This is a genomic window from Collinsella aerofaciens, assembly GCF_039758815.1.
In the GTDB taxonomy this organism is placed as follows: Bacteria; Actinomycetota; Coriobacteriia; order Coriobacteriales; family Coriobacteriaceae; genus Collinsella; species Collinsella aerofaciens_BP.
Genome location: NZ_JBDMSK010000019.1, coordinates 23,291 through 33,719, shown reverse-complemented (window position 1 = coordinate 33,719; position 10,429 = coordinate 23,291). Strand labels below are relative to the sequence as shown.

General features: G+C 61.1%; 7 protein-coding genes. 3 read left to right on the top strand and 4 right to left on the bottom strand.

Annotated features, from left to right (window positions below):
* The first annotated feature begins 332 nt into the window (after nt 1-332).
* Nucleotides 333-977: a hypothetical protein gene (locus tag ABHT90_RS08130; protein WP_346982175.1), complete on the top strand. Its 645-nt coding sequence runs from the start codon at nt 333-335 to the stop codon at nt 975-977.
* A gap of 65 nt (nt 978-1,042) precedes the next feature.
* On the opposite strand, the gene ABHT90_RS08125 is transcribed toward ABHT90_RS08130, so the two are convergent.
* On the bottom strand, nt 1,043-1,261 hold the full coding sequence (locus ABHT90_RS08125) for a hypothetical protein (protein ID WP_117803434.1): 219 nt from the start codon (nt 1,259-1,261) through the stop codon (nt 1,043-1,045).
* Nucleotides 1,262-1,283: 22 nt separating this feature from the next.
* On the bottom strand, nt 1,284-4,421 hold the full coding sequence (locus tag ABHT90_RS08120; protein ID WP_346982174.1) for a hypothetical protein: 3,138 nt from the start codon (nt 4,419-4,421) through the stop codon (nt 1,284-1,286).
* Between the two features lie 198 nt (nt 4,422-4,619).
* Here ABHT90_RS08120 and ABHT90_RS08115 point away from each other — a divergent pair, with 198 nt between their 5' ends.
* Together ABHT90_RS08115 and ABHT90_RS08110 are read left to right on the top strand one after the other, a co-directional pair.
* A complete protein-coding gene (locus tag ABHT90_RS08115; protein WP_346982173.1) occupies nt 4,620-5,642 on the top strand; it encodes a helix-turn-helix transcriptional regulator in 1,023 nt (340 codons plus the stop codon).
* Nucleotides 5,629-6,546, top strand: coding sequence for a helix-turn-helix transcriptional regulator (locus ABHT90_RS08110; RefSeq protein WP_346982172.1), 918 nt, complete (start codon nt 5,629-5,631; stop codon nt 6,544-6,546). Before ABHT90_RS08115 ends, ABHT90_RS08110 begins: the two co-directional genes overlap by 14 nt.
* On the opposite strand, the gene ABHT90_RS08105 is transcribed toward ABHT90_RS08110, so the two are convergent.
* The gene (locus tag ABHT90_RS08105; protein ID WP_346982171.1) at nt 6,543-9,437 is read right to left on the bottom strand and encodes a helicase C-terminal domain-containing protein; all 2,895 of its coding nucleotides are present in this window, start codon (nt 9,435-9,437) and stop codon (nt 6,543-6,545) included. The genes ABHT90_RS08110 and ABHT90_RS08105 overlap by 4 nt on opposite strands.
* Nucleotides 9,431-10,396, bottom strand: a complete 966-nt coding sequence (locus ABHT90_RS08100; protein ID WP_035136496.1) for a D-alanine--D-alanine ligase family protein — start codon at nt 10,394-10,396, stop codon at nt 9,431-9,433. Before ABHT90_RS08100 ends, ABHT90_RS08105 begins: the two co-directional genes overlap by 7 nt.
* Nucleotides 10,397-10,429 lie beyond the last annotated feature (33 nt).

Genomic DNA, 10,429 nt, shown 5'->3' with positions numbered 1-10,429 from the left:
TTGCCCGTATCGTAGGCAATGCGCCGAATGCTCGCCATCGAAATTTATCGATGGCCTATTTCAGACTGTAATGGGGCGTCGATAAGCGCCAAGAGATTACACAGCCAGTCATAAGCAAACTTGTTGCCAACGGCGACGGAAAAAACCGAGCCAAAGCACGGGCCAATACGCAAGGGGCCTTCTCCTATACCATCGACGCCAAAAATGAGTCGAGCACCTGGGTCGACGAGCTGACCATCACCGACGACCTTGAGTGTGCCAAAGATGGCGCAGCGAAACTTGTTGCCGTTGAAACCCCTATTGCGGTCGGTGATCTAAACGGGCTGTGCAACGTGTGGTATCGAACGTCTCCGGCAGGAACAAGCGATACGGGCAAGCAGGTCAATGCAACGCTTGACGACGGGCATCGCAATCCTTGGCTCGAAACGGAAGAGGTTACAAAGCTGCTGGGCGACGATGTGCGTCTCGTCGATTACGACGGGTGGCACCTATGGAAAGCAGATATCCCGACGGACAAGTCCGTCACGCTCGATACGAAAGAGATTGATCTTACGGACGACTCCGTCATCACGGGCATCCGTTTTGAATACGGTGCGGTAGCCGCCGACTTTACAACCAGAAGCGAGGCGGGCTCTTGGACCCGGGATGACCTTAAAGACGAACACGACGATCTCGACGATGCCAAGGCGGCCCTTAACTCGGATGCCCGAGGCGTAGTCGTGCACATGCAGGCAACGTCGTCCTATACGCCCCAAACCGCACTTGCCAACAGCGCGCGCGTCGATCTTTGCCGCAACGGCGGTGGCGATAAACTCGAGGCGCATGATGAGGACCGCGTCATCCAACGATGCGCCCTGCCTCAGAACCTGCCGGCAACGGGATCTGTTCCCGTCGCCGCATGCATCACCGCGCTTCTGACCTCGGGCGCTGCAGCCATATGGTTCGCACGCCTTAGGTCAGCCGCAAAGAAGCGTTAGCACGATAAAAAAGCGGGCGAGCCAGTCTCCCGGCTCGCCCGCCTTGGGCATAAACGATGAATCGGCTATTCAGCAGATGACGAACCGCCATCGATGGCTGCCTGATCAGACTCGGAAATACCGTCGGCACCCAAACTTTGCTCTTGCTCCACCTCTTCGTTCATTGTCGTCTCGGGCGTCGAGCCCTTAACGCCAACGACATACGCGGCCCCAAAACCCAATGCGATAGCGATCAGGGTCAAAATCAGATAGATGGGCCAATGGCGCTTGATGTACGAAAACACGCTGACTCCTTAGCGGGTCTGTCTACGAACGACGAATGACCTCGGTCACGACCTCGGACACCGTAGCGATATTGGTCGGATTGACGTTGTACGGCAGGTCATCCTCGGTGCGAGCGCAGGCAAGGCGCGGGCCGTCCACACCGGCGATCGTAAGGGCGCGACGGCTCGCCTCGAGCGCTGCGGATGCATCGGTTTTTGCATAGGGCATCTCGAACGCGCCGCAATCGACGTGGAACGACTTACACACCTTGCTGACAAGGTTCATGATGCGGCGATCGCCCTTAAACAGCTGCTGCTCGCCCTCGACCGTTACCACCGAAAGCCTGCCGGCACCGATAGACTCGAGGTTGATGAAGAACACACCGCGGAGCTTGTCACGATGCGAGGCCAAAAACGCCCTCATGCCGGCGCCGTCGCAATCGGACGCGCCCGTTGCGACGAACCAGATATCGTGGCCGAGCAGCTCATCGTCACCCATGGAGGCAACGGCCGAGAGCATATCCTCGGCAGAAGCACCATCGGAAGAGGTGGCGCCGCCCTTCCAACCGTCGTCGTCATCCTCGAAGTTATCCCACGAGCCAATGCCGCGGCCAGACTTCTTGGCATCGTAATCGTCCTCGACGCCCAGCCAGTCGCTCATGCTGTCCTGCTCGTTCTTCTTTTTGCGACCGAACAAGCCACCCAGGCCACGCTTCTGCGGCTTGGCGCCCGTCGAAGCAGGAGCCGAGATGGTCTCGAGCGGCTGTGCGCCCGAGGAGATGGGCATGGGGGCCGCGACCGGTGCCGACGTGGGCTCGGGGCCCTGCGCCGTCGCAAAGGGATCATTTGTCTGTGCCGAAGGATCGGGAAGATCGAACAGCGACGTGCGGGATGCGACGTTGGCCTGTTGCATCGAAGGCAGCGACGGATCGGGGACCGAGGCCAGCGGCGACGAAGAGGGCGCAGGCGCGGAAGCCGGATCGGGGATATTCATTTGCTGGCGCGGAGGCACCTGAGACGAAATCTGCGCCATGAGGGAGTCAACTGTCTCGTCCTGCGTGGGAGCGACATTGGCCACCGTGGCACCGGGGTCGCTCGGCGCGGGCATGGTAAAGATCTGCGTAGAATAAGGCCTGGACTCATCCGTCTTGGGAGCCTCGTCGATCGCAGGGGACTCCTGCTCCATAGCAGGAGCCTCGGCCTGCTCGGGTGCGCTGGCCTCAACGGAATCGGCCTCGTCGACAACCGAATCATCGGCGGCATCCTGGGCATCATCGGAGATGGGAAGGGGCTCGGCAATTGCGGTGCCCTGCTTCTCAAACGTCATCGTGGCATCGAATGACATGGTGCCATCGACCGGCTGCTGCGCCTCAAAGGACGTCGTAGCCTCGGCAACGTCTGCGGATGTCGGCTGCGGAGCCTCGAAGGACGTCGTGGCGTCGGCGACATCGACAGGCTTCGGCTGCCCGGCCTCACTCTGCTCGAACTCCTGTGCCGCACGCTCACGCTCGGCCTCGGCGGCCTGCTGCTGGGCGATGGCCTCCCGCTCGGCGGCCTCGCGGGCAGCGGCGCGCTTTTCCTCAAAGTCGTCGACGAACTTCTTGCCCTTCGCAAGGGCGCCCTTAAAGAAGCTAGAAGCGCTGGCACCAATCGAGGAGAACGCGGAAGCGATATCGGCATGGGGCGTTGTCGAGGGAAGCTCGGCCGAGAAATCGGTGTCACTCTCATAGGACACGCGCTGCGGGTACTCGTCATAGTCTTCGTCGGCGGTCTCGGCTTCAACCTGTGCCGGAGCGGCAGGCGCCAGAATATCCAGACCGGCTGCAGAATCGAGCGCGGGCTTTGCGTCAGACTCCGCGGCAGCAACAGGGGCAGCGACCGGCTCGGCGGGAGCAACAGCCGTATTGGCCGCGGGCGCAGGCTCCTGTGCAACGGGAGCAGGCTCCGGCTCAAACGTCGGCTCCTCGCCCTCTTCGTAATCGAGCGCGCAGGACTCGGAAAGCATGCCGAGCGCACGGATGGCATCCGAACCAAAGCGGATATTGCCGGCGGCATTGCGATAGAGCTTGGGCTTGGGCTCAGCGGCTTCGACCACCGCGGGCTCCTCCGCCGGCTCGTCGGCGGACGTTTCCTCGGTGGGCACTTCGGCCTGGGCGGTCTGGTCTTGAGCCTCGGGCGCGATAACGCCGATCAGCGTCTCGTCGGCAGAGGCACCCTCAAAACCATCGATCTGTCCATCAAAAGCCTCGTCCTGCTCGGGTGCGTCGACAGACGCCACCGGCTGGCCAAACTCGTCCTCGTCGTAGGAAGGTTCCTCATATTCAATGGTGTTGCCGTAGTCGTTTTGCTGCTGGGCCGCGGCATACTCGGCCGCCGCGCGCGCCATTTCCTCGGCGCGACGCTTCTGCTCGCCAAAATAGGTATCGAACGGAATGTCGTCGGGGAACTCGTTTTCGCCCTGATAGGGGGCAACGTTGTCCATGACACCGAGCATGGCGGCAACAGAGGACTTGTTGCACACCGCGCCAGACGTGTAGGGAAGCACAAAACGGTTGGAGATGATATTGGCGGCATTGGCCAGTGCCACAAGGGAGGCCAAAATCGCGACAACCCACAGCAGCACCTTGAGCACGCCGGGGAGCGGCAGGATACGCAGGATGGCGACAGCCGCGGGCGCGATCGTGGCGACAGGCAGGAGCTTAGCGATGAGCGCGCGATACGGAGCGTAGGGCTCGCGAGCAAGGAGCTCGGCACGGGGGGAATCATAGTGGGCCACCACGACGACCGGGCGGTTGCGCGGAGACGCAAGCGGGCCCGAGGCCTTGTGATAGGCGATGACATTTTGGCTCACACCGGTCTTTCCCAGGCGCGAAACCACGGGATGCCCCGTGCGCTCGAGCACGTAGAGCACGGCGCCGACAATGGCCAGCAAGGTGCCGACCAAGCCGATACCGCCGTCGATGCCCATCAGCAGGGCGCCGGCAAACGCCAGAATACCGGTAACAGCAAACGCCAACCTGCTGGGCGCGGGAGCATTAAATTCCTGCACCTCGGGGTCAAAGCCGTGGTTGCGGAAAATCTGAGCGATATCCTCGGCAGCCAGGCGCTCTTCTTCACTGCACGCCGGCGTAATGCCGGTGTTCTGCAGCAGGTGGTTAATATAGTTCTGGGTGTTCGCCATGTGCGCTCCACATCCATAATCCGACAAATAGGCCCAATGCATGCACATTAGAACCGTATATAGTCGAAAGTATACCCCGAGCGAGCGCAAACGACCGAATTCGGGCCATCTTAACGCCGCGAGCGGACAAGGATATAGCCTAATCTCCATATCGGACTAAAATCATGGCATCAAACGACCTTCTCATGCGAGGATTCTATGACGGCAAGCGACGCGACCGCGACAATTAAAAAGGGGGCACCCGAGCCCGGTTTCGATAAAACGGCTCAGCGCATCCTCAACCTTTTCTTTGTACTCAACAGTTCTCCCGAACCGTTGACGACCGAGCAGATCGTCCTGGATTCCGATTTGGGATACGGCTCGGGCAATATCGACTCGGACAAACGCAAGTTCCGCCGCGATCGCGACAAGCTGCTCGAACGCGGCATCGTTATCAGGGAGGTTCGTGCTGCCGGAGCACAGGAAACCGAGGAGAGCGCGTGGACGATCGACCGCGAGCATACGTTTGCCGCGGGCGGTCTCATCACCGCAGACGATGCCGACATCCTGCTCAATGCCATCGACCAGACACTCGCGGCAGGCTCATCCGCCTTTGCCGCGCCGCTTGCCGACATTCGCTCCAAGATTGCCTACCTCACCGGCATGTCGACGACAGGAGAGGCACCGATCCGCCGCTCTCCCGCCGTCGATGCGGTATGGAGCGCCTTTGCCGAGCGCTGTGCGCTGCGCTTTTTGTACCAAAACGGGCGCGGCGAACAACGCGAGCGGACCGTTTGCGTCTACGGCATGTTCGAGCGCGAGGGTACGGCATACTTCTGCGGCCTCGACAATGCCACCGACAATATCAGAACATTCCGCTGTGACCGCATCATTCGCGCCTGGAGACCTTCGAAAGCCTACACCATTCCTGCGGATTTCAACCTCAACGATTACTTATTCTTTGAGTTCGATTTTGCCGACCGTCCACCCGTTGCGGCTACGTTCTCGTTCGCGCGTGAGGCGCAGGCCGATATGGTCAGCGGTCTCACACGCGGACGAGGCGAACTCACGCGCACCGAAGCAGAGTGGACCTGGACCGTTAACGTGCGCGACCTTGAAGCCGCAGCCTCATTTTGCATGGCCCATGCCATGGATGGCATGAGGCCCGTCGCCCCCGATTCTCTCAGGCAGGCGTGGAATAACCTCATCGAAAGGACGGTGCACGAGCATGCCCGTGCGTAAACTCACCAGCGAGCAAAGACTCTCGCGCGCCATCGACATCATGGAGGCCCTCTACGCCGCCGGCGAGAATGGCATGACACGAGACGAGCTTTGCAGCCGCTTTGATATCACGGGGGCATCGCTCGACGAGATTCTCGAGATCGTCTCGACGCTTGCGGACCGAGAATCGGGAGCACGTATTATCTGCGAACGCCGCGGCGAGTGCGTGGTCCTCACCGGTGACGCAGGGCGCGTGCTACCGCTGCGCCTGAGTGCCGCCGAGGGCGCCGTGCTCAACCATGAACTTGAATCATTGGGGATCGAACCCCAAGCGGCGGCTCGAATACGGCGCGCCCTTCTTCCCAAAGAGCTCGGCTACAACCAACGCGTCTTTGACACCGTCGCCCACGGATCGCACTGGCAGCAGCTGAGCTGCGCCATTCGGGACGGCGTTCGCTGCCGCATCTCGTATCGCTCGATGGATGACACACAAGCGCGCGAGCGTTTGGTCGACCCCTCGCGCATCACAACAAACGGCGACCAAACGTATCTGATTGCCTGGGATGTCGCGGTCGACGAACAGCGTACCTATCGTATGGATAAAATCGAGAGCCTGGTCTTGACCGACGACTCCGTCGTGCGCCACGCACCGGAGCCCGCGACCCTCCACGACTCCCTCGCCCAGGCGGAGCGGAGCGCGAAGCTTCTCATGCCGCGCGCCTTGGCAGAGCGCCTAGACTGGCCCGGCATTATGTCGATTGAACCCAATGGGGCAGACAGCTCAACAGTGAACGTGCGCTACGGCTCCGAGTGCTGGCTGTTTAGCCAGGTAATCGCAGCGGGCGGGGCCATCCGCATCTTGGATGACCCCGCCCTGTCAGAGCGTCTGCGCGATATGGCAAAATCCCTCGTCTGTCCGCTTTAGTGGCGCCGCTCGTGGCGGGCGCGCCACAGCTGTAGATAGTGCCCGATTTGTGCCGACTCGATGCGCTGATAGGAACTCGTAGGCAGCGACGTTAAGAATTTCTTGCCGTAGCCCTTCGTCACCAGGCGCGGGTCGGCCAAGATAAGTACGCCACAATCGGTCGATGAGCGAATGAGGCGACCGGCTGCCTGCTTGACCTCGAGCACGGCCTCGGGCAGCGAATAGCGCGCCCAAGCGCGGTCTTCGCGCAGATTGCGCTCGCATGAGAGCGGGTCTGTAGGACTCGAGAACGGCAGCTTGGGGATGATGACGCAGCGCAGCGTCTCGCCGCTGGCGTCAAACCCTTCCCAAAAGGCCTTAAGCGCAAAGAGCGACGAGGTCGGTTCGTTGATGAAGCGATCGCGCAGACGGCGAGGAGACGAGTTGCGCTGCTGGCAGTTGAGTTCCAGACCCGCACGAGCCATCTTGGGCTCGACGCGAGCGTACAGCTCCTCCATGTCACGCCTGTTGGTGAACAGTGTGAGCACCGAGCCGCCCATGGCAAGATGAGCGTCGACCAGCACACGCTCGAGCGCCGAAAGATAGCTCTCACGATCGCGCGGATCGGGGATATCGCCCGCAACGACTACAGCCATATTCGAATCGAAGTCGTAGCTCGAATCCAAGTGCAGCGACGATGATGTCGAGGCGCCGATGCGATCGAGGCCGACGGCGTGGTTAAAGTGCTCAAAGCTCTTGGAAACCGTCATGGTCGCCGATGCGAAGATAGCCGTGTGGACCTCGGGCAGCCACTCGGTTGCCAAGGCCTCGCCAATATCGATGCGCTCCGCAGTCATCGACTCGCCCCCGGCACGCAGCCTGCGATTGACTTGCAACGAGTACACGTAGTGTTCGTCGGTACCGTCAATGATGAGCTTGAGGTTCTCGACCAGCTCATGCAGGCGGCGCGAGATATCACCCAGGTCGACAACAACCTCGGGCTTGTCGGCGGCGACGGCTTGTACCAGCGCGTCGACGCTCTTGTCCGCTTGCTCCAATGCGTCGATGGCAGTGTAGGCCGATTGTAAGAAATCATGCCAGTCGTCAGATTCGCGCAGCTCGGGGCCAATCCATAGGTTCGCATTGTCATAGCCCCCGCGCGCACGGCGGCCGAGCTCGCGAATGCCGTCGAACACATCGGCAATCGCCATGCTCGCGCGCGCAACCGTCGACGTCGCCTTGGCGGTAAGACCCAGGTAGAGCGTAGAGCCCTCCGAGGTTGCCAAATCGCGGGAAACCTGGCTCAGCGCACCGGTGCTCGAGCCACCCAGGCGCTCAAACAGAACGCGCGATTCATCCGCCGACACCACGCGCGCCCATTGACGGCGTGCCTCGCGCTCGATGGAGTGGGCCTCATCGATCACCCAGTGACGAATCGGAGGCAAGATTCTGCCCTCGGCCGCAACGTTGCGGAACAGCAGGGAATGGTTGGTGACCACCACATCGGCATGCGCCGCGCGACGGCGGGCGCCGTGGACCAGGCATTTATCGGGGAAAAACGGGCATAGACGGCGGGCGCACTCGCGCGACGCCGTCGTAAAGTCGGGACGGTTGACGCTGCGCCAGCGAATACCGAGCGAGTCGAGGTCGCCATCAGCCGACTGACACACGTACGCCATGATGACCGCGACTGCCGTAAGCGTGTCGGCAGGATCACGCTTGGTCGTAATTTCGACTTGGCCGCGGCTCATGCGCTCAAGTTTGCGCAAGCATGGATAGTGGTCATAGCCCTTGAGGGCGCAAAACGATAGGCCTCCGTCCAGCTGCTCGGCAAGTTTGGGCAGCTCATGATACATGAGCTGGTCCGCAAGATTATTCGATTTAGTCGCGATACCAACCGTGATGTTGTTGCGGCGTGCGGCCTCGGCAAAAGGCACCAGGTAAGCCATCGATTTGCCGACGCCTGTGCCCGCCTCAATCACGCGATGCGTTCCCGTAACGAGTGCGTCACGGACCTCGAGCGCCATTGCGATCTGCTCATCGCGCGGCTCGTACGTGGGGTACATGCGATTAACCAGACCGCCCGGGGCATAGTCCGCCTCGATTTCCTCGCGGCTCGGCATCTTAAGGACCGGTAGCTCGTCCGCATCAACGCGATCATCGGCCCGATCGGCCTTGAGTACGTCGGCGCGGGCGGCGCTGAGAGAGAAGATGGAACCGGGGTTCTGCCCCGCCAAGAATGAGAAGATAGGACGATAGGACCAAGGCACATCCGGATGCATGTCGGCTAGGCGCGCCATGAGGCCCTGGGGCAAGTCGGTGAGCGCCACGAGCAACACACGCCATACGCCACACAGGGCGTCGACGTCGGCATTGGCACGGTGTGATACCGAGTCACAGCCAAACAGATCGGCCATAAAAGACAGCTTGTGCGAGGCCAGGCGCGGAAGCGCGATGCGCGACAGCGCCAGCGAATCGATCCAGATATCGCTCACGTTGACGCCGCCTTTGACCGACTCGATAAACGAGCGATCGAACGTGGCGTTATGTGCGATCACCGGGCAACCACCGACAAAATCGGCGAGAGCGGCGACGGCCTCAGCGGCCGACGGGGCATCTGCCACATCGGCATTTGTAATGCTCGTGAGCTCGGTAATCTCGGCGGGAATTAGCTGCTTGGGATGCACGAAGGTATCGAAGCGGTCGACGATCTCGCGGCCCGAAAGACGGGCCGCCGAGATCTCGATCAGCTCGTTGTCCTGCACCGAAAGACCTGTGGTCTCGGTATCGAGGACAATCACATCTTCCTCGATAAGGCCGAAGGACTGCGTTTTGGCGCGTTCGGCAAGCGTGGCATAGGAGTCGATGACAAACTGCGGCGTTCCTGACGAAACCGCGTCCTCGATTAGCATGCAATGCCCGCTCGACGAAGGCCCATACGGATCAGGCTGTCACAGACCTGCGGGAACGTCATGTCGTCTGTGTGGCGAATCTCATCCGGATACAGCGACGTATCGGTCATGCCGGGAATGGTGTTGGTCTCGAGGATGACGGGGCCGTCCTCGCTCACGATAAAATCGCTGCGCGAGATGCCCAGGCAACCGAGGGCCTTGTGAGCAGCACAGGCAAGCTCCTGAGCGCGAGCGTAATTCTCGGGTGAAATCTGCGCCGGAATACGATGGATGTCCGTAGGGTCGACATACTTCACGTCCAGATCGTAGAACTCACAGTCCTCGGGCTTGCGAATCTCGACAATCGGCAGGGCGCGCACGTCGTCCTCGCCGTACACGCCGACGGTGATCTCGGTACCCTCGATGCACTTCTCGACCAGCACTTTGTCGCCGTACTCAAACGCCTTGGCAATTGCCGCGGGCAGCTCGGAGGGCTCATGGACCAGGGAAATGCCATAGCTGGAACCGTTGACGGCCGGCTTCACAAAGCAGCGCTCGCCACAGACCTCGACGATATGATCGATATCGACTTCATCGCCCACCTCGAGCGCAAGGCCGGGGGCAATGGGGATGCCCGCCTTGGCGTATAAGAGCTTAGAGACCTCCTTGTCGGCACCGCAGGCGCTGGCAAGCACGCCCGAGGCCGTGTAGGGGATACCCAGGGTCTCCATGGCACCCTGCATGGCGCCATCCTCGCCGCCGGCACCGTGCATGGCGATAAACGCCACGTCAAAGCCGCCGGTCGCCATGGTTACCATAAAATCATCAGCGGCCGTGTCGAGCAGCTCCACCGAGGTGTAGCCGGCTTCCTTCAGTGCCACCACAACGTTCTTTCCCGAATTGAGCGAGATCTCGCGCTCGGCGGAATGACCGCCCGCCAAGACCGCTACGTGCATGTTCTCTAGGCTTTTACCCGGCATGGGCAGACTCCTCCTCTATAATTTCTGCAGCTG